Source organism: Rhizobium sp. 62_C5_N11_2 (assembly GCF_051811185.1).
Taxonomy (GTDB): domain Bacteria; phylum Pseudomonadota; class Alphaproteobacteria; order Rhizobiales; family Rhizobiaceae; genus Rhizobium; species Rhizobium leguminosarum.
This window is the reverse complement of sequence record NZ_JBPWPW010000006.1, coordinates 94,570-113,951: the sequence shown is the minus strand read 5'-3', so window position 1 is coordinate 113,951 and position 19,382 is coordinate 94,570. Positions and strand designations below refer to the sequence as shown.

14 protein-coding genes and 1 pseudogene are annotated in these 19,382 nt (G+C 59.7%); 12 read left to right on the top strand and 3 right to left on the bottom strand.

What is annotated here, in order from left to right; all coding sequences use genetic code 11:
• Nucleotides 1-55 precede the first annotated feature (55 nt).
• Nucleotides 56-583, bottom strand: a complete 528-nt coding sequence (locus AB8B31_RS35275; protein ID WP_112849313.1) for an NUDIX hydrolase — start codon at nucleotides 581-583, stop codon at nucleotides 56-58.
• A gap of 163 nt (nucleotides 584-746) precedes the next feature.
• Between AB8B31_RS35275 and AB8B31_RS35270 the strand changes: the two are divergent.
• The 7 genes and pseudogenes from AB8B31_RS35270 to AB8B31_RS35240 all read left to right on the top strand — a co-directional run.
• A pseudogene (locus AB8B31_RS35270) lies at nucleotides 747-887 on the top strand (integrase); the annotation flags it as partial.
• Between the two features lie 371 nt (nucleotides 888-1,258).
• On the top strand, nucleotides 1,259-2,407 hold the full coding sequence (locus tag AB8B31_RS35265) for a site-specific integrase (RefSeq protein ID WP_439007724.1): 1,149 nt from the start codon (nucleotides 1,259-1,261) through the stop codon (nucleotides 2,405-2,407).
• A gap of 324 nt (nucleotides 2,408-2,731) precedes the next feature.
• Nucleotides 2,732-3,946, top strand: a complete 1,215-nt coding sequence (repA, locus tag AB8B31_RS35260) for a plasmid partitioning protein RepA (RefSeq protein ID WP_064696190.1) — start codon at nucleotides 2,732-2,734, stop codon at nucleotides 3,944-3,946.
• Complete coding sequence (repB, locus tag AB8B31_RS35255) at nucleotides 3,943-4,932, top strand: plasmid partitioning protein RepB (protein ID WP_439007723.1); 990 nt, start codon at nucleotides 3,943-3,945, stop codon at nucleotides 4,930-4,932. Before repA ends, repB begins: the two co-directional genes overlap by 4 nt.
• A 185-nt stretch (nucleotides 4,933-5,117) precedes the next feature.
• Entirely contained in the window at nucleotides 5,118-6,332 is a 1,215-nt protein-coding gene (repC, locus tag AB8B31_RS35250; RefSeq protein ID WP_439007722.1) for a plasmid replication protein RepC, read from the top strand.
• Nucleotides 6,333-7,441: 1,109 nt separating this feature from the next.
• Nucleotides 7,442-7,888 carry a transposase gene (locus AB8B31_RS35245; protein WP_439007721.1) on the top strand — a complete coding sequence of 149 codons (447 nt, stop codon included), beginning with the start codon at nucleotides 7,442-7,444 and terminating at the stop codon, nucleotides 7,886-7,888.
• A 217-nt stretch (nucleotides 7,889-8,105) separates the two neighbouring features.
• Complete coding sequence (locus AB8B31_RS35240) at nucleotides 8,106-8,552, top strand: hypothetical protein (protein ID WP_439007720.1); 447 nt, start codon at nucleotides 8,106-8,108, stop codon at nucleotides 8,550-8,552.
• Between the two features lie 96 nt (nucleotides 8,553-8,648).
• Here AB8B31_RS35240 and AB8B31_RS35235 read toward each other — a convergent pair whose 3' ends face one another.
• Nucleotides 8,649-9,566, bottom strand: coding sequence for a nucleotidyl transferase AbiEii/AbiGii toxin family protein (locus tag AB8B31_RS35235; protein ID WP_439007719.1), 918 nt, complete (start codon nucleotides 9,564-9,566; stop codon nucleotides 8,649-8,651).
• A complete protein-coding gene (locus tag AB8B31_RS35230; RefSeq protein WP_064696323.1) occupies nucleotides 9,556-10,386 on the bottom strand; it encodes a type IV toxin-antitoxin system AbiEi family antitoxin in 831 nt (276 codons plus the stop codon). The genes AB8B31_RS35235 and AB8B31_RS35230 overlap by 11 nt, the downstream gene beginning before the upstream one ends.
• A gap of 463 nt (nucleotides 10,387-10,849) precedes the next feature.
• On the opposite strand from AB8B31_RS35230, the gene AB8B31_RS35225 reads away from it, so the two are divergent.
• From AB8B31_RS35225 to AB8B31_RS35205, 5 genes are all read left to right on the top strand, one after another.
• The gene (locus AB8B31_RS35225) at nucleotides 10,850-12,937 is read left to right on the top strand and encodes a ParB/RepB/Spo0J family partition protein (RefSeq protein WP_439007718.1); all 2,088 of its coding nucleotides are present in this window, start codon (nucleotides 10,850-10,852) and stop codon (nucleotides 12,935-12,937) included.
• Nucleotides 12,938-13,040: 103 nt separating this feature from the next.
• Entirely contained in the window at nucleotides 13,041-13,697 is a 657-nt protein-coding gene (locus AB8B31_RS35220; RefSeq protein ID WP_439007717.1) for a hypothetical protein, read from the top strand.
• A 71-nt stretch (nucleotides 13,698-13,768) separates the two neighbouring features.
• A complete protein-coding gene (locus tag AB8B31_RS35215) occupies nucleotides 13,769-14,959 on the top strand; it encodes a DUF932 domain-containing protein (RefSeq protein WP_439007716.1) in 1,191 nt (396 codons plus the stop codon).
• 105 nt (nucleotides 14,960-15,064) lie between these two features.
• Nucleotides 15,065-15,319: a DUF6117 family protein gene (locus AB8B31_RS35210; protein WP_439007715.1), complete on the top strand. Its 255-nt coding sequence runs from the start codon at nucleotides 15,065-15,067 to the stop codon at nucleotides 15,317-15,319.
• Between the two features lie 130 nt (nucleotides 15,320-15,449).
• The gene (locus tag AB8B31_RS35205; RefSeq protein ID WP_439007714.1) at nucleotides 15,450-19,382 is read left to right on the top strand and encodes a strawberry notch-like NTP hydrolase domain-containing protein; all 3,933 of its coding nucleotides are present in this window, start codon (nucleotides 15,450-15,452) and stop codon (nucleotides 19,380-19,382) included.

The window sequence follows — 19,382 nt, the reverse complement described above, 5'->3', positions numbered from 1 at the left end:
CCGACCGACGCATTCGGACCTTCCGACCTGGAACATGCTATCGACCGCGAAGGTGTCAGCCGCGGGTTTTGCTCGCATTCGGCTTGAAGTTGACCAGCAGGGATTTCAGCTCAATTTCGCGAACGCGCCTCGCCGCCTCGCTCGGGCTCACCCAGTCCAAAACGCGTTGCCCGCGCTCTTTGAAATCGGTCTTGATCTCCGTCACTTCAATCTGAAACATCGCCACGATGCAGGGGGCCACATTGCCGTCATCGAGTTCTTTCAGGTAGGTATAGTGGCCTACTGGCCTCTTTTCTGCCTTACCGCGCACGCCGGCTTCCTCCCATGCTTCAATAGCGGCTGCCTCGTAGGGCTTCTTGCCCTTCATTGGCCATCCTTTGGGAATGATCCATCGCCGACTTTCGCGCGAGGTGATGACCAGGATCTCGATCTCGGGACCACCCTCCTTGTAGCGAAAGCAGAGAGCACCGTATTGCTGGCCAAACGCTTTTCCGAACAGCTTGTTCGGAGTTCGAGCAAGCTGCTGGAGCAGCGTCGGTGATTTGCCCGCCGCGGGCGGGCTGCCTGGTTTCTCTGACGTCATGACAATTGAGCGTGTCAAATTTTCTTTTCTATCTCAATTGCCTGCGATGTTTTATGACAGTTTTATGACAGTGATCCACACCGGAGTGATCACTGCTTCTTCGGGACCGAGGACCAACCGAGTGAAGCTGAAAGCGCAGGAAAAAATCTCAGCATCCGCTGCACGCGGTCTTGCCTCCACGGCCGAGGTCGATGAGCGCTATGCCCAGAAGCAGTTCGGGCTCGCCAGCACGGAGATAACGCGGAAATATCAGCGGCGACGCGACCGCTTTCTCGTCAATCTGGTAATGGCCTCCGGGCTTTGAAGCGCGCCCTCCCCTACCGACGTGAAGCCGTTAAGTCAAAATTGGGTGCCAGATTTTCAGCTTGCCGCTTCAATTGAAATCGGGAAGTAAAAGCCACAGATACCGGCGTCGAAGGCCGGCCGCATCAAGGTGGATATGCTGATTTTCGTGAGATCATAAGCCATTGAAATCATGGTAAATGATTTGATAAAGGAACTCTATCTGAATATTAGAGTTTCCCACATGGTACGATCGCGGGTTGACCCTATAACCATCGATAAGTACCTCTTATCGGAAGTGATTGATTCCAGGCCGCAAATCAGCGAAAACACCATCATCGGGCGGCCGAACCGCCGTTCCGACAGCCTGCGTTTGCCGCTCCAGGAGGCTCTTTGGACAATCTTGCCCCGACTGCAGACGCCATCGCCTGGCGCGCCGAGGCGCTCGACACCATCGCCGCGGTGCTGCCGATGGACCGCCGCGACAAGCTCGCCGAGCTGCTGACCGATCAGGACATTGAGACGCTCCGCCATCTGGTCAACCAAGGCATGGGCGACAATACGCTTCGGGCGCTGACGTCCGACCTCGCCTACCTCGAGGCCTGGGCCATGGCCGCCACCGGAAATCCCCTGCCCTGGCCGGCGCCGGAAGCGCTGCTGCTGAAGTTTGTGGCCCATCATCTGTGGGATCCGCAGCGCCGCGAAAACGATCCGGAACATGGCATGCCGATTGACGTCGACCATGTCTTGCGGGACGGCGGCTTTCTGCGGGCTGCCGGACCGCACGCGCCGGACACCGTGCGCCGGCGGCTGGCCAACTGGTCGACGCTGACCAAGTGGCGCGGCCTCGAGGGCGCCTTTGCCTCCCCTGCCTTGAAGTCGGCGCTCCGGCTGGCCGTGCGCGCTGTGCCGCGGCCACGCCGCCGCAAGAGCGCCAAGGCGGTCACATCAGACGTGCTCGCCAAATTGCTGGCGACCTGCAGCGGCGACAACCTGCGTGATCTTCGCGATCGGGCGATCCTGATGGTCGCCTTTGCCTCCGGCGGCCGCCGGCGCAGCGAAGTGGCTAACTTGCGAACAGAACAGCTGACGGTCGAGCCGCCGGTTGCGGTCCAGGACGGCCCTCCCCTTCCCTCTCTGTCCATCCATCTGGGCCGCACCAAAAATTCCGGCGCCGGCCAGGACGAGATCGTCTATCTGACCGGCCGGCCGGTGGAGGCTTTGAATGCCTGGCTCACGGCTTCAAAAATCGACAGTGGCAGTGTGTTTCGGGCGATCGATCGCTGGGGCCATGTTTCGCGCCGAGCGCTCGACCCGAAGGTGGTCAATGATATCGTCAAGCGGCGGGTGAAGATGGCAGGGCTGGAGGTCGGGGAGTTTTCGGCGCATGGGCTGCGATCGGGATACCTGACGGAAGCTGCCAATCGCGGAATACCCCTTCCGGAAGCGATGGATCAGTCACGGCACCGCTCAGTACAGCAGGCCTCTACCTACTACAACAACGCGACGCGTCGGAGCGGGCGAGCCGCTAGAATGCTGTAGCCTGTGCGAACGGCAAAGAATGGCAGCCCTCCTCCGGGAGCGATTCGCTCGCTTTGAAGTTATCCAGGCGCCTTTGATTACTCATAGTGAGTTCTCTGCCCAGGATTCTCAACAGCAAGGTCCAGGGAGGCCGCTTGTCCCAAATGCTTGTTTCAGTTGGTGATTACTCGCGGTTCGGCTATTTGTCTTGTGAAACCAGTAGCTTCGTTAAGATTTTGTTTACCATAAATAGCTTGCCGCGCCGACAGAATCGAGGCTTAGTGCAACAGCGGTGTAAATCGAGTTGAACGCCGCAAAGCGCTGTTTTGGAAAATCGGGCTGACAATGAAGCGGACGGCTGAACAGAAAATTGCGGCACAAGATACGTTGGTCGATCTGATCGAGCGGCACTCCTCGGCGCTGGCGACACAGCTCCAAGCCCACCATCTGAGCACCTTCCCGCCTGTCGCGGAGAAAGGGATTCGCCACTTTCAGCCATCTGAAGCGGCCAAGCTCGTCGGTGTCAAGGAAGTCTATCTCCGGCAGGTATCCAACGATATTGAGGATCTTGAAGTTAGTATAACTGCCGGTGGCCGCCGCTCTTATTCCGTAGAAGATATCGACAAGATCCGCCGGCACCTCGACCGTGTTGGCCGGGCTGATAGGCGGTATTTGCCTCACAGGCGTGATGGCGAAGCACTGCAGGTCATCTCCGTCATGAACTTCAAGGGCGGCTCAGGCAAGACCACAACGGCCGCGCACTTGGCGCAATTTTTGGCATTGCGTGGCTATAGGGTTCTGGCGCTCGACTTGGACCCTCAGGCAAGCCTCTCGGCTCTTTTCGGCAACCAACCCGAACTAGATGTCGGCTCGAACGAGACGATGTATGGAGCCATTCGCTATGATGATGAGCGCCGGCCAATTCAGGAGATCATTCGATCGACCTATATTCCGGATCTGCATCTGATCCCGGGCAATCTGGAACTCATGGAATTTGAGCATGACACGCCGCGTGCGCTGATGAAGCGGCAGGCAGGTGACGTGATGTTCTTTGAACGCGTTCGCCAGGTGTTGGACGAAGTCGAAAGCAATTACGATATCGTCGTCATCGATTGCCCGCCGCAACTTGGCTATCTCACCTTGTCTGCCCTCACCGCGGCAACGTCGGTGATCGTGACGGTTCACCCCCAGATGCTTGACGTGATGTCGATGAACCAGTTCCTGGCGATGGTTGCTGATCTTCTTCGCGAGGTCGCAACTGCCGGAGGAAATGTGGATTTTTCGTGGCTGCGTTACCTGATCACGCGCTTCGAGCCAGCTGATGGGCCGCAGAATCAGATGGTCGGGTATCTGCGATCGATCTTCGGTTCGCATGTTCTGAATTTCCCGATGCTTAAAACGACAGCCGTTTCGGACGCAGGATTGACCAACCAGACCCTTTATGAGGTCGAACGAGGTCAGTTTACGCGCACCACATACGACCGAGCCCTCGAAGCGATGAACAACGTCAACGAGGAAATCGAGACCCTGATCAAGAAGTCTTGGGGGAGAGCTGCATGAGCCGGAAAAACCTTCTTAATCTTGTCGCGGTGGATGCCGCTCGCCCGACAAAAACCCAAGGCCGTCCCCTGCTCTCGTCTACCGCGCAGCCGGAGGACGGTTCTGCCGACAACAAGCTCGTCAAACAAGTCGGCACTACCATTCGTGAAGAGAAGGCGCGGCAGGCTCGAGCCGATGAGATCGAGCGGCGGTTAGCCGAGGGGCAGACCGTCATTGAGATTGACCCGGCCGATATTGAGCCTTCCTTCGTGCAAGATCGTATGCCCGGCGATATCGACGGGCTGATCGCCTCCATAAAGGAAAGCGGACAGCAGGTGCCTATCCTTGTGCGCCCTCATCCGGAGCAGAGTGGACGCTATCAGGTCGCGTTTGGGCATCGTCGCCTGCAGGCCGTTCAGGCTCTTCAGAAGCAGGTCCGGGCGATCGTTCGCGAATTGACCGACGAGCAGCTCGTCGTGGCGCAAGGCCAGGAAAACAACGAGCGGCAGGATCTGACCTATATCGAGAAAGCTCTCTTTGCAGACAATCTCCAGCAGCGTTTCTCAAGGGATGTCATTATGGCAGCCCTGTCCGTCTACAAGAGTGATCTCTCCTACATGTTGTCCGTGGTGGTCAGGATCCCAAGGGAGCTGATTAATGCGATTGGCCCTGCCCCTGGGGTCGGCCGCCGCAGTTGGGTTGAACTTGCCGACCTGTTGACCAAGGATGGCGCGCTTGACGCGGCGAATATTTTCCTTGCCACTGCCGAGGCCAAAGCCCTCCCCTCGGAGGCCCGCTTCAAGTCGCTCGTGCTACATTTGAAACCGCAGTCGACGCCGGTGAGTGCTGACGTGTGGACAACCGACAGCGGGAAGCGTCTCGCGAAAGTGCTCAGCACGGATGGGAAACTGGAAATTGCAATCGACAGGAAGGAAGCGCCGGAGTTCGCCGCGCTCGTCCTGGAGACGCTTGAGGGTCTCTACCGCAAGCACCGTTCGTCGAAATAACATACCGGATCAACAGACCACGGAGAAACCCGCAAAAGAAAAGAGCCCCCTCAACGTTGCCGTCGTGGAAGCCCTCATCTGTTCTGTAGCAAGACAGAGAATCGCATTTCCATGAATCTTCGTCAAGAGTCTTTGGCACCGTTTTGGTGAGCGTATTTCTTTTGCCTTCTGAAAGGTAAAAGACGATGCATACGGGAAGTGTGACGACGCCGTTTGGACGGCGGTCGATGACGCTTGCCCTCGTGAAACGGCAGGTGGCCGCGACCGAGATCAAGCAAGGCAAGTCCGTCGATAAGTGGAAGGTCTTCCGTGATGTTGCGGAGGCCAGGGAAACGCTTAGCCTGCAGGATCGCAGCGTGGCCGTCCTGGACGCGCTCCTGACGTTCCACCCGAGCAATGAGCTTCGGCAAGACAAGTCCACGGTGGTCTTTCCGTCAAACGCCCAACTGGCGCTGCGCGCCCACGGCATTGCCGGAGCGACACTTCGACGGCATCTGGCCATCCTCGTGGACGCGGGTCTTATTGTGCGGAAGGACAGCGCCAACGGCAAGCGATTTGCGCGGAAGGATAGTCACGGCGAGATTGAGACTGCCTTCGGCTTCGATTTGTCCCCTCTTCTTGCGCGCGCCGAGGAACTTGCTCTGATGGCGCAGGAAGTCGTGGCAGCCCGTACCGCTTTTAGGAGGGCAAAGGAGACGCTCACCATCTATCGGAGAGATGTCCGGAAGCTGATCAGCGCGGCCATCGAGGAGGGCGCGGAGGGAGACTGGCAATCGATCGAAGACACCTATCTCGATCTGACGGCACGCATTCCGCGCAGCCCATCACGCGCCGATGTCGACGACTTGCTCGACGAGATGCAGCTTCTTTACGCCGAGGTCGTTAGCCGCCTGGAAACTCAGGGAGAAACAGAATTTAATAGCACCAATGCTGCTCATGATGAGCGCCACATACAGAATTCAAAACCCGAATCCATCAATGAACTTGAACCTAGCTCTAGAAAAGAGCAGGGGGGCAAGTCCGGTGGAAATAGCTTGCTACGACGCCCGGCGAACGCATCCTTTCCGATTGGCATCGTGATGAAGGCCTGCCCGCAGATTTGCGACTATGGATCTGGCGGTGCGATAGGAAGCTGGCGGGATCTGATGTCAGCTGCGGTTGTGGTCAGATCGATGCTGGGCGTCAGTCCGTCAGCCTATCAAGAGGCCTGCCAGGTGATGGGGCCCGAAAACGCAGCTGTAGCGATGGCTTGCATCCTCGAAAGAGCAAACTTGATAAATTCTCCTGGAGGCTATCTGCGCGACCTTTCGCGGCGCTGGGAACGCGGCGAGTTTTCACTGGGGCCGATGGTCATGGCACAGTTGAGGGCGAACAATGGGGACACAGTTAGGCGCGCCTAACCATGGGCGACCCGGCTCGTGTTGGCAGTTTATTCGCCGACTTGAAATCAGGTGACGCTCAGAGTTAGCGGGTACTTGTCCGCGACGCTTCCCAGCAGCGTGGCTGCAGAAACCAGAGTTGCACCCGCTGGGTCAAATCCGATTGGCTCTTGGACACCTCCTTGCCAGAGACGAGTCCCGTTGACAGTACAGTAGGTGATGGATTGGCGGCGCGTGGTCTTGCTCATGTCCGTGGGTCGGCAGGATGCCGGAAGGGGTTTCAATCGACAACGACTGAGACTGCTTCTGGGATAGTTTTGACTGGGCTTGATGTCCGGCGTTAGGCGCGCCTAACTGGATCCGTCTTAGGACCCTGGGGTCATTCCAGGTCGGGGGGCTGAGCTAACTGTAACGTGCCGGGCAGATCTACCGCCGCGAGGGCAAGTGAAAAAGGCGCGAACGCGTGAGCTTCTATTGCCGAGTTAGGCACGCCTAACTGCTGTACAGAGTTTATGACCTCCTGTCTGCCGGCGCGACGTTTTAAAACCGGTCTGGGCGCGGCGACTGAAGCAGCATCAATTTTTTGGGGTCAGCCAATTGACCTGTAGCCTGGTTTTCATTTCAAGGCGCGCATCGTTGCCGGCGATAGACTCTATTTCAACGATGCCGGACGTCCGGCGAGATAGGTCCGATTAGGACAACTAAAATGCCGGCAAGGCGGTAGGCCAATTGTTTCTGAGATGAACTTGGCGCGACCATGCGGACTCGTACCGGAAAAGGATTCGGTGCCACTTCTTCTGGAGATTGCTCCAAGCAAGGATGTGCAGCAGATCGTCGTCGATCAATTTGACAGGCATGTTGATCAAGAGCTTCGCCGGAGTAGACCTCATGGATCAGCTTCAATTCCGGCATTAGCAGGCGAGGGCGGCTGTAATCGCCGCACCTGCAGGCAGGGAAACGCGCGGGGCAGAGCTTAGCGAGGGGCAAGATCAACGGGGGCGGATGGATGGATGTTCGGCCTAGATGAGCCAAGTGATCGCTGATTTCGTGTGTTTCTCCATGCCCCAGGCCTGAATGTTGACTCTTGGATTGAGCTGATCGACAAAGCAGTAATTCACAGAGGACGATCAATGCCTAACGAAGAGAATCAGATTCAGCCGGACGGTACCGGCAAGGCGGGAGTTGAGCCGCCTGCGCCGAAAAAGGCTTCAAGGATCAAGAACGCAACTGCCGCAAAGCCCGGCGTAGGCTCATCCAAACCGGTGAAGCCAAAAACCCGCGGCCTCAGCGATCAGGAGAAGCTAGAAAGGATAGGTCAGATCGAAGCGGAAGTCGCTGGCGGTGCAACCTTGAAAGATGCCGTTAAAAGCGCCGGTATTTCCGACCAGACCTATTATCAATGGAAGAAAGCGACGGCTCAGCACGTCGGGCAGATCCAGGCAGCACCTGCTTCCGAGGACGATGAGCTCGCCGAGTTCATTCAGCTTGAGGAAGAAAATCGGCGGCTCAGAAAACTGCTTTCTGAAAAACTACGTGCGGAAAACGCTGCTCTCCGGAAGAGACTGGGGATGAGCTAGCGGTCTGACGGCACTCTCCAAATGATTTCCATGCATCCTCGGCGTTTGATGGCCTTTAAAAAAGCGCCACTGACTAGATCAGTGGGCGTCATCACCCAACCAAATCTTCCGGCATATGAGAACACCACGATCCAATTTCGTCGTTGAATACAAGATGAACAGGCGCCATACAGGGGCCCGACCAAAGTCGATATGGGGCAATCTGGACTTGCGGGCGATGGCGCGCGCGGTCGAGGCCGACGGCAACATGCCGGAGGTTGACCTGCCTCAAGCCCCTTCAGGCGCGGACGCGGTGGAACCCGCTGTGGTCACCTCGCATGCTTCGGTTGACGTGGAGCGCTCTCCGGGCAGTCCCGACGCAATGTCTTTGCCAGACAAAGCTGCCGAGCCGATAGCTGGCGAGCATTACACGGTCGACGGCGGACCGTCCGCGCAGGAGCAACCGGCATCAGTGCCAACAGGCACTGCGAAATCTCGAGGGACGACACGACGCTCTCGTATCCTACAAGTTCCGGTGCTGCTCCAGCATCCCCGCGATCTGTCAGTTCAGCACGGTTCGGACGAAGATCTGGCAGCTCTTGAGGCTGAAAACCGCCATCTGAAACGCCTCCTAGTCATGAGGCTCCGCGAGGAGAACGACAGGCTCAAGTCCATGCTTCGGTGATTCGGCGGCGCCTAATATAAGTGCTGAAATCCATAGGTCATGGCTCCGGGCGCCGTGCGGACGAGCGCTGGGTGCGAAGTGAACAGAGCTGCGCAATTACCGGCTGAAGAGGCGTTCGATTTCTCGACGCTGCTCTGCGTGTTTTGTCGGATTGTCGTTCTTAAGGCGTTCCAGATTCAGAAGCTTCCATCGTACGGCCGGCAACTCAAGTGCAGCCGGCAGCCCGACGGTATCGAAGTCCGGCTCGATGTCGTGTAGAGACAGCAGGAACTTTTGGGCTGCGTCGTCGAGGCGTTTGCGGATGTCGGCGAGAAATCGCTCACGGGTCTGCAGCAATTCGTCCAGCGAGACTTTTTCGATCGTCATGCCCTCGAATTCCTGATTGAAGACGTAGGAAATGTCTGACGGGTTCGGCGCCAGCAATTCGTGTGGCGGACGTCCAGAGCTCGCCACGTAGACCAGGAAAGTCCGAAACAGCAAATCGCTGATGCCTTCGTTTTCGTAGAGTAACTTGATATCGAACAAGTCGCGGGGATGTTGGCGATCGACTGCAGCATGCATCTTGCCACCGAAAAGATCTTCGAATGCGACAACCTGCATTTCAGCAAAGCCAAACTCGTCTTCGACTCGCTCGCTCACCCTTCGTCGTTCGACGGGATGAACCGTACCTCTGGCGACGGGGGACGTCTCTATCTTGATCGCCGTTTGCCCGCGCCTAACTTCGATACGCGTATCGCCACCACCGCCGCCGGCTATTCGCTTTGCCCGGACGTCCTTGATCTGTTCAACTTTGGCTGCGACACGATCCAGCGTCTGGTCGATGTCGGTCAGGCTCGCCTCTCTCGGTTTGAGTGGCAGGTAGGTGAGATCGATATCGACCGAAAGGCGCGGAAGATCCCTATAGAACAGATTGATGGCGGTTCCGCCTTTCAGCGCGAAAGCGGGTTCGTCCGCAATAGCCGGCAGCACCTGAACGAGCAGCTTGAGTTGAGAGATGTATTGATCACGGGCCATTGGCGCCCTCTGTCTGTCGGGGTAGATATTCTTCGGGAATTGTGATTCGATAGATTGGATGGAGTTTCCCGCCCTTGACGAAAGAGCGGTCGCCGCTGCCCAGGTCGACGGCCGAACGATCGACGTGCTTGAGCCAAGCGTGCTTGTGGCGGTCGGCGAAGACGAAAAAAAGTCTCTTCACCTGAACCTTGGTGCAAGCCGCCAGAAGCTCTGTTAGGCGGCGCGGACGCAGATTGCTCAACCCTTCAAAGATTGCGTCGATGTTGTGAAAGCTCTCGTTTTCCGGAAGTTCGTCTAACGTTTCCAAAACCGCCCGCTCCGGCGTCGAGGCTTGTATCGCCCAACGCTGTAGGTTCAGGATTTGGTCCGCCTCGGTTGGCAATGGCTCGACGCCGAGATCGGCCGTATCGAACAGGCGCGTGCTGCGGGCGATGACAAGACCGTTGGTAGGAAGACTAATCAGCCATCGGGGTGCGTTACCATAGACAAAGATGTTTTCGGCCGCGCCGAGCGCGAGGTAATGCACGTGGCCTTGAAGCGCGAGTGCTGTGCGGCCGCCAACATGAAATTTGTAGTCCATGATCGTCTGTGCGGAAAGGACAGCGATACGCCAGTCCGTGATTTTTTCCGCTGCACCCTCTCGTGTTGAAGGGCGTCGATAAACACCGTGAATAACAGGTTCGAGCCAGCTTCGGCGAACGTAGTCATGTGTGGAGCTTCGGCGAATTTCCATTTTCCGCATCCATGCGGAGTCCACGAGGAAGCCGGCAGGGACCTTTTCTATTACGGACTTTAATTTTTTGCGTTTCTGTTCGTTCATGACGGACAAAAGTGGCATAAAGTAAAGTGCGGAGCAAGCGCGCTTTAGAAATTTGAAAAAATGTCCGCTTAAAGCGGACTTTTGCGAAATGTCGTGTGGCGACGAAGACGAGTCATGTGGAGTCCGCTGTGTCCGTCAAAACATCTCTGCAAGGCGGCCCGAACTTTGGGAGATTCGTTTCAGGAAGCGAAGGGGAGGCCGGCTTCTTACTTAGAGCGCGGCTGCCGGCAAAGCAGAAGCTCGACGACCGTCTTCCTCATTTTGGGCCTCCGTCCCGAATGTAGCGACCGGTTAGCAATCGTCGGTCGCCACTTGCGCCTCCGGTGCCGCAGGAGAAGCTTCGCGCGGCGAGCAGACACCGTGCGTAGCGGAGCGGAGCAGAGGGAGAGGAGGGAAGGGGGATTTGTGGCGGGTTAGGAGGCTGGAGAGAGGTTCCCGGCCGGTCCGCCATGGAGAAACTGACATGGCACAAGCCATCCAGAAAATCACCCTGAGTGCAGCCCGGGATATCCCCTTCAACAAACTGGTGCTCAGCCAGCAGAACGTCCGCAAGATCAAGGCGGGCATCTCGATCGAGGATCTGGCGGAAGACATCGCCCATCGCGGGCTGCTCACCAGCCTCAACGTCCGTCCCGAGCTCGACGGCGATGGCAACGAGACCGGCATCTACCGCATCCCGGCCGGCGGGCGCCGGTACCGCGCCCTCGAGCGCCTCGTTGCGCGGAAGCGCCTGGCCAAGACGGCAGGCGTTCCCTGCATCGTCAGCAAGGGCGAAACGCTCGAAGTCGAGGACTCGCTCGCCGAAAACGTCCAGCGCGTCAGTCTTCATCCGCTCGATCAGTTCCGCGCCTTCCAGACCTTGCGCGAGCAGGGCCTTGGCGAGGAGGAGATCGCTGCGCGCTTCTTCGTTTCCGTGGCGACAGTCAAGCAGCGCCTGCGGCTCGCCTCCGTCTCACCGCGGCTTCTCGATCTTTATGCCGAAGACGAGATGACGCTGGAGCAGATCATGGCGTTTTCGATCACCAACGACCATGTTCGCCAGGAGCAGGTCTGGGATACGGTCTCTCGCTCCCATAGCCGGGAGCCCTATTACATCCGGCGCTTGCTGACGGAGACCGCGATCCGCGCCAACGACCGCCGTGCCGTCTATGTCGGCATCGAAGCCTACGAGGCCGCGGGAGGCGTCACCATGCGTGATCTGTTCGACCAGGATCAAGGCGGATGGCTGCAGGATCCGGCGCTGCTCGAGCAGCTCGTGATGGAGAAGCTGAAGGCCGACGCCGAGGCGATCCGCCTGAGCGAAGGCTGGAAGTGGGTCGAGGCGGCCTTCGACTTTCCCTACGGTCACACGTCCGGTCTGCGCCGCTTCTACGGCGAGCAGGCGGAAATGACCGAAACTGAACTGACGCTCTACGATGCCACCCGTGCCGAGTACGACAAGCTCGACGCAGAATATTCAGAGGCAGATGAGTACTCGGAAGCGACCGAACAAAAGCTGGAGGAACTCGGCAGCGAGCTCGACCGGCTCAACGACCGCCCCTACGTATTCGATCCTCAGGAAGTCGCCCGCGCCGGTCTCTTTGTCTCGCTCGGCGTGGGTGGCGAGCTCAAGATCGAACGGGGCTTCGTGCGGCCCGAGGACGAACCGAAGGATGAAGCTCATCCCTCGGCTGATGTCGGCGACGCTGTCGATCATGGCGGTGACGTGGCGACGACCGGCTCCGTCGGCGACGACACCCAACCAGACGACGAGGACGAAACGATCAAGCCGCTTCCGGATCGCCTGATTCTCGATCTGACAGCGGCGCGCACGATCGCTTTGCGAAATGCACTCGCGAACGATCCTGTCATCGCCTTCATTGCGGCCCTGCATGCCTTCGTCCTGAAGACCTTCTACGTCTACGGCTCGGATTCATGCCTGGAGGTGACGCTGCAAAGCGCTCGCTTCGCCCAGACGCCCGGCCTCGGCGATACGGTCTGGGCGAAAGAGATCGATCAGCGGCACGAAGGCTGGGGCCAGGATCTTCCCAAGGATCCAAACGATCTCTGGGATTTCCTGATCAGGCTCGACGAGGTCAGCCGGGAGGCTCTGTTCGCCCATTGCGCTTCGTTGTCGGTCAATGCGGTCATCGAACCCTGGAACAAGCGGACCCGGGCGATCGCTCATGCCGATCAGCTGGCCCGCTCGATCGGTTTCGACATGGTGGAAGCCGGCTGGACACCGACCGCCGACAACTATCTCGGCCGTGTCACCAAGGCGCGGATCCTGCAGGCGGTTCGAGAAGCCAAGGGTGATCAGGCGGCGGAGCTGATCGGCCATCTCAAGAAGACCGACATGGCTCGCGAGGCCGAACGGCTGATGACAGGCAGCAGTTGGTTGCCGGAACCGCTTCGCATGACGAGTGACGACGCCATCAGCGAAAGCGGCGCTACCGCCGATGATGCCCCCGACCTGCCGACCTTCCTGCTCGACGAGCCGGAAACATCGGACGATGGCACCGGCGATACCGAAAGTGGCATGGACGGCGAGCATCTCGCGGCGGCCGAGTAGGTTCACCAGCATCCCATCAGCCTGACCCGATCGCCGTTGCGGTCGGGTCTTCTTTCAAACAGCCCGGCCATCGCGCCGGGTTTTTCCGTTTCAGGAGGCATCTATGCCTGACTTCACCATCGAGACCACCTATCATCTGCCGGTCTTCCGACATCGCACCTACGCGGCCGACACGCTGGAGGCGGCCTGCCGTGCCGCCATCGACGACGACAGCTGGGACATCGCCGAGAAGGACTTCGACTCCTCCGGTCCAGTTCATATCACCGGCATCTGGGACGGTGCCCATGCGGCCTACGCGGGTCCGCCGCTCCAGATCCCCCAGCAGTTCGACGAACCTATCCAGCGCCGGGCGCGTCATTTCGAGATCCTGCTCGGACTGTTGAAGATGCTGTTGGATGACATCAGTTCGGCCCGGCCGCCGTCGCTCGAATGGCTCGCCCGATCTGCCTGGGCGATTGCACGAGGAGAAGCCATTCTCGCCGGAGAACCGGATCCAGAAGAACCGGCCACCCCACCAAAGCCTTCCCACGTCCTGGTCAGGCTGCAAGAAGCTGGTGTGCGCGACGCAATCGCCGCCGTGCTCGAAATCGATCCGAGCTTCAAAGCTCTGTCACCCGAGGCGGTGACCGACGACGATGTCCATGCGGCATGCCTGTCCATCGCCAGGACGATGGATTTTTCCGACCTCGTCGGAAACGCCGAGTTCCAGGCGGCGCTCTCGGCTATCCGGTCGGCGCATCGCCGGCTGGCTTCCGGGTGATCCCTCTCCCCCGACATCCCTCAACCTCGCCCGGCCACTGCGCCGGATTTCCGTTTCATGGAGACAATGCAATGACCTCACATGCTTCCACTAACCCGCCCGCTTCCTCTGGCTTCAAGGTCGATATCTCCCGTGGCGAACGGATCGGCCGCGTTTCGTCCGAATGGTTTTCGCGTCCCGATGACGAACGCTTCCTGTCGCTGACCGATCTCTACGATACCGTCCGATCCCGAGCCAAGCGCGCCCATGCTCGAACGATCGAAAGTGCTGCGATCCGTGTCGAAGCAACCCGCGACAATGCGGAGCGGCTTGAGCTTCTTGTTCCCGGTCAGCGTCAAGCGATCGCACCGACCCACTGGAGCTACGGCCAGCTCTGCAGCCTGGTTGGCGCACCGGCCACCTATATGCGGCAACTGCCGGCGCCGCTTGCAGCGATCAACCTGCAGCACGGCCTGCTCAATCACCGTCCCGAACTGGTAAAAACGCTCGAGATGGACGATGGCCGGCTCGAACTGCGCGCGGTGACGGGACCCGAATACGGCCGCATCTGGGATCATGAACTGGTTTCCGCCGTGATGAAGATCGCCGGCAATGGCACCGGCGACACGATGTGGAAAGTGCCGGGTGTCCTGGATTGGGCGACGATGACCCACAATCCGTTCGTCGACGTCACCAAGGACACGACGACACTTTATGCCAGCGACCGTGATGTCTTCCTGTTCCTGGTTGACGACACCCATCCGATCGAAGCCGGGCGATTGCCGAACGGCGAGCCGGATCTCTACTTCCGTGGGTTTTACGCCTGGAATTCCGAGGTAGGCTCGAAGACGCTCGGCATCGCCTCCTTCTATCTCCGAGCCGTGTGCGCCAATCGCAATCTTTGGGGCACGCAAAATTTCGAGGAAATCACCATCCGGCACTCGAAGTTTGCCGCCCAGCGGTTCGCGCATGAAGCAGCACCCGCGCTGACGAGCTTTGCCAATTCCTCACCCGCCCCATTCATCGCCGGCATCAAGGCGGCGCGCGAGCGGATAGTCGCGCGCAAAGATGACGACCGCGAAACCTTTCTGCGTCGTCGCGGCTTCTCGAAGGGCGAGACCGGCAAGGTGATCGAGATGGTCTTGTCGGAGGAGGGGAGACCGCCGGAATCGATCTTCGATTTCGTGCAGGGCATCACCGCGCTGGCGCGCACCAAGACCAATCAGGACACGCGTCTCGAACTCGAAGGCAAAGCCAGGAGGCTGCTGGAGAGCGCCTCCTGACATGTTCATGCGCGCCTGGCTCCGACCCGGCCGCGTCTGCAAACCCCATCGTCGTCATCCCAGAGCCCGGTCAAGCGCCGGGCGTCTTTTTGTCTGGAGCACCCAATGGCTATCCCCGATCATGCCCGTACAAACTTCGACACCCTGCTGCGCGCAGCGTCCGATGGCAATCTTGCTCTCATGGAATGCCTCGATGCGGCCACACGCCAGCCGCGTTACGTGCTCTGCGCTGTCGGCCGCGATGATGGCGAATATGTCTTCACGCCATTCGGCCATCTCGCCGACGGCAATCCTTACGACGTCTATCTGCCGCCCGATCCCGACGGTCCAACCGGTTTCATTGCGGGTCCTACAACCTAACCGCCGACGATCGCCGACAATTTTAGTTGGCGATCCTCGATCCCACCTTGGCTGTCCGATTTCGCTCCTCCGACCCGTTCGGCAGGTGCCGGGCCTCGCCGTTCTTTTCTCACTCCTGGAGCATCCTTCGATGAATATCATCTCGTATCCTCAAACCGTTTCCGCCCCTTCGCGTATCGCGACCAATAGCCGCGCTGACGACCTTATAGAAGCTGCCGGTCGGATCGCCTCGCTTTTGGAGCAAGGCAAAGTCGTCACTTCAGGTGACCTGCGGCAGGTCATGACCGAAGTTTTCGGCGGCAGCGACGCCGAAGGCCTCTGGCTGTGGAAAGACGCCTACGAAGCGACAGAGGCCGCCCAGGTCCTGTTTCTGCGCAAATTCCGCTTAATCGCCTCTGGGACCCAGTCGCCTCAGTTGACGCTTGCGATGGTGACGAAGGTGGCGCGGCTCCTGCCGCCGCACACACGCCGATCCGAGGAGAGCCAGGCCCTGCAGCAGTTCTCGACACCGATCCCGCTTGCCTATGTCGCATCTCGTGCTGCCAGCATCACGGCCGCTGACATGGTTCTCGAACCGTCGGCTGGAACCGGCCTCATGGTGATCTTTGCGGAACTGGCAGGCGCCCGCCTGGCGCTCAACGAATATGCGGCTACTCGGCACTCGTTGTTGCAGCAGCTCTTCCCCGGCGTTCCGATATCGCAGCACGACGCCGCGCATATCGACGATTACCTCGAGCGTTCCATCCGACCGACCGTGGTACTGATGAACCCGCCGTTTTCAGCTGGCGTCCATGTCGAAGGTCGTGTCGCCGACGCCGCCTGGCGGCATCTGGCCGCCGCTTTTGCTCGTCTCGCTCCCGGTGGCCGGCTGGTCACGATCACCGGCGCGAGCCTTTCTCCCGACAATCCCGCGTGGCGCGACGCCTTCGTTCGGCTGCAGGGGCAGGGCACGATGCTGTTCACCGCGGCGATCGATGACAGCATCTATGCCCGTCATGGAACGACAATGGAAACCCGCCTGACTGTCATCGATAAGATCCCGTCCGACGATCCGTCGAAGTTCGCAACGTGGAGCGGCACTGCGTCCGATCTGGAAACGCTGCTCAGTTGGATCGCTGACCTACCACATCGCACCCTGGCGAGCGCGCCAGACTCCATTGGAGCGCCCTCCAACGGCATCCTGCGCGCTGGCACGATGCGTCCAGCAGCAGTTGCCGCGCCGCGGTACCGCCCTACACCTGTCGACAACGAGATCATTGAACTTTCCTACGAGCTGCGCGATGCTCAGCCGAAGGATGAGGCGAGCGCTGCTGACGGCATCTACGAACCCTACCGGCTCCAGTCGATCCACATCCCCGACGCAAAACCGCATCCCGACAGGCTGGTCGAGTCTGTCGCGATGGCCTCGGTCGCGCCGCCAAAGCCGAGTTATCGTCCACACCTGCCGAAGCGCATCGTCGTCAGCGGCGATCTTTCCGACGCTCAGCTTGAAAGCGTCATCTATGCCGGCGAGGCTCATTCCGGCTACCTCGCCGGGCACTGGAGCGTCGATGTCTCTTTCGACAATCTCAAGGCGGTCGCGTCCGATGCGGAACATGCCGTTCGTTTTCGCCGGGGTTGGTTCCTTGGCGACGGAACAGGTGCCGGCAAAGGCCGCCAGGCTGCCGGGATCATTTTGGACAATTGGCTGAAGGGCCGCCGTCGGCATGTCTGGATATCAAAATCCGACAAGTTGATCGAGGACGCCCAGCGGGACTGGAGCGCGTTGGGTCAAGAGAAGCTGCTGGTCACACCCCTGTCGCGTTTCCGGCAGGGCAAGCCGATCAAGCTTGATGAGGGCATCCTCTTCACCACCTTTGCGACGCTGCGCAGCGATGAGCGCGAGGGCAAGCGCTCACGCGTGCAGCAGATCGTCGATTGGCTCGGAAGCGACTTTGACGGTGTCATCGTGTTCGATGAAGGCCATGCGATGGCCAATGCCGCCGGCGGCAAGACCGAGCGCGGCGACAAGGCGGCATCGCAGCAGGGTAGGGCGGGGCTCCGTCTGCAGCGCGCCCTTCCGGACGCTCGCGTCGTCTACGTCTCGGCGACAGGAGCAACAGACATCGAATCCCTTGGCTACGCCGAACGGCTCGGTCTCTGGGGCAGCAGCGACTTTCCCTTTCCGACCCGTTCCGAGTTCATTGCCGCGATCGAAGACGGCGGTGTCGCTGCGATGGAAGTTCTGGCGAGAGACCTGAAGGCCATGGGCCTCTACGCATCGCGCTCGCTCTCCTTCGAAGGCGTCGAATATGAAATCCTCGAACACGAGCTCACTGAGGAGCAGGTCCGCATCTACGACGCCTATGCCGAGGCGTTCCAGGTCATCCACAATCATCTGGACGCTGCCATGGAGGCGTCCGGTATAACTGGTGCGACCAGCGCGGCCGGGAAATCCGTCACGCTGAACAAAAATGCCAAAGCTGCTGCCCGCTCCGCTTTCGAAAGCTCGAAGCAGCGCTTCTTCAATCATCTCCTGACCTCGATGAAGACGCCGGCTCTTCTCAAAGCGACTGCAGCAGACCTGGCGGACGGGCATGCCGCTATCGTCCAGCTCGTTTCGACAGGGGCAGCGCTCACCGAGCGCCGGCTGGCGCAGATCCCGACCGAGGAATGGGGCGATCTGCATGTCGACGTGACGCCGCGGGAATACGTCATCGATTACCTGATGCACTCCTTCCCGGTGCAGCTTTTCGAGGAGTTCTCCGACGCCGAGGGCAATCTCAGCTCCCGACCCGTTCATGACCCGAACGGCAACCCCGTCATCTGCCGGGAGGCCGAACGGCGCCGCGACGATCTGGTCGAAACGCTGGGCAGCCTTCCGGCGATCCCGACGGCGCTCGACCAGATCGTCCAGCACTTCGGAACCGAGAAGGTGGCCGAAATCACCGGCCGGTCACGCCGCATCGTTCGCCGCGAGGAAAACAGCGCGATCGCCCGCTATGCCGTGCAGACCCGGCCGGGCAGCGCCAATCTCGATGAAGCGCGCGCCTTCATGGACGACGAGAAAGGCATTCTGGTCTTCAGCGACGCCGGCGGAACGGGCAGATCTTACCATGCCGATCTTGCCGCCAAAAATCAGCGTCTGCGTCTTCATAACCTTCTGGAAGCCGGATGGCGCGCCGACGTGGCGATCCAGGGCCTTGGGCGCAGTCATCGCACCAACCAGAAGCAGCCGCCGCGCTTCCGGATGATCGCCACCAATGTCAAGGCAGAACGGCGCTTCCTCTCGACCATCGCCCGGCGTCTCGACACGCTCGGCGCCATCACACGCGGTCAGCGCCAGACCGGCGGGCAGGGCATGTTCCGGTCCGAGGACAATCTCGAATCGCAATATGCTCGCGACGCGCTGCGGCAATTCTACGGACTGCTGCATGCCGGCAGGATCGGTGGCTGCTCGCTTGAGAAGTTCGAGAGCATCACCGGCCTGGCGCTGACATCCGACGAGGGCGGATTGAAGGATGAGCTTCCGCCGATCCAGACATTCCTCAATCGCATGCTGGCACTGACGATAGCCATGCAGAACGTGCTCTTCGAAGCCTTCGAGCAACTGCTGGCCGCTCGCATCGAGGGAGCGATTGCCGCCGGCATCTATGACAAGGGCCTGGAGACGATCACCGCCGACAGCATGACGGTCACTGAGCGCCGGCTGATCTACACGCATCCGGTCACCGGCGCGCAGTCGCACTTGCTGACGATCGAACGCCGCGATCGAAATGCGCCGATGCAGTTGGAGGAGGTTCAGCGCCTCGTAGAGCAGGATCCACGCGCGAAGCTCATGATCAATGGCAAGTCGGGCCGGCCGGCGGTGATGGTCCCGGCGCGCTCCATCATGCTGGACGACGGCTCCATTCAGCCGCGCGTGTCGCTGATTTGGCCGATGGACGAGCTGCGCTTCGACCTGTTCTCCGAGATGATCAATTGGAAGCTGCGCTTTTTCGTGCCTGTCACAGACGAGGGTGCGGCGATCCTGTTGAAGCTGATCGAGCGCCATCGCCTCGTCGATATCGCGCGCCGGTCTTGA